This window comes from Limnohabitans sp. 2KL-17 (genome assembly GCF_003063415.1).
GTDB lineage: Bacteria > Pseudomonadota > Gammaproteobacteria > Burkholderiales > Burkholderiaceae_C > Limnohabitans_A.
Map to the genome: position 1 here is coordinate 1 of NZ_NESK01000096.1, position 773 is coordinate 773.

A 773-nucleotide genomic window follows, 5' to 3' on the forward strand; every position below is an offset into this window, starting at 1 on the left:
AGGTGTCTAGGCCGTTGGCGGTGGTCTTGGTGAAGGAGTTGGTGACATCAGAGGTGCCGACTTTGACGATAACGACAGAGCCTGCGGTGACGGTGAAGCCTTGGTCGAAGGTGTTGGCTGTGGCGGCGTTGGAATCGGCAACAGCGGTGATCACGGGCGTGGTTGCTGTGGTGTCGATGGGCTTGAGGGTGACGGGTGCTGCCGTGGCGATGTTGCCGGCGGCGTCGGTGAGGGTGGCGTTGACGGTGACGCTCTCTGAGCCTGTGAATGCGTTAGCGATGGCTGTGTAGGTGTCTAGGCCGTTGGCGGTGGTCTTGGTGAAGGAGTTGGTGACATCAGAGGTGCCGACTTTGACGATAACGACAGAGCCTGCGGTGACGGTGAAGCCTTGGTCGAAGGTGTTGGCTGTGGCGGCGTTGGAGTCGGCAACAGCGGTGATCACGGGCGTGGTTGCTGTGGTGTCGATGGGTTTGAGGGTGACGGGTGCTGCCGTGCCGGTGTTGCCGGCGGCGTCGGTGAGGGTGGCGTTGACGGTGACGCTCTCTGAGCCTGTGAAAGCGTTAGCGATGGCTGTGTAGGTGTCTAGGCCGTTGGCGGTGGTCTTGGTGAAGGAGTTGGTGACATCAGAGGTGCCGACTTTGACGGCAACGACAGAGCCTGCGGTGACGGTGAAGCCTTGGTCGAAGGTGTTGGCTGTGGCGGCGTTGGAATCGGCAACAGCGGTGATCACGGGCGTGGTTGCTGTGGTGTCGATGGGCTTGAGGGTGACGGGT

The 773-nt window shown here is 61.4% G+C and carries 1 protein-coding gene; it reads right to left on the bottom strand.

Features of this window, described 5'->3' with window-relative positions; genetic code table 11:
* A partial coding sequence (locus tag B9Z45_RS17150) for a hypothetical protein (RefSeq protein WP_199221945.1) occupies window positions 1–773 on the bottom strand: 773 nt, incomplete at both ends.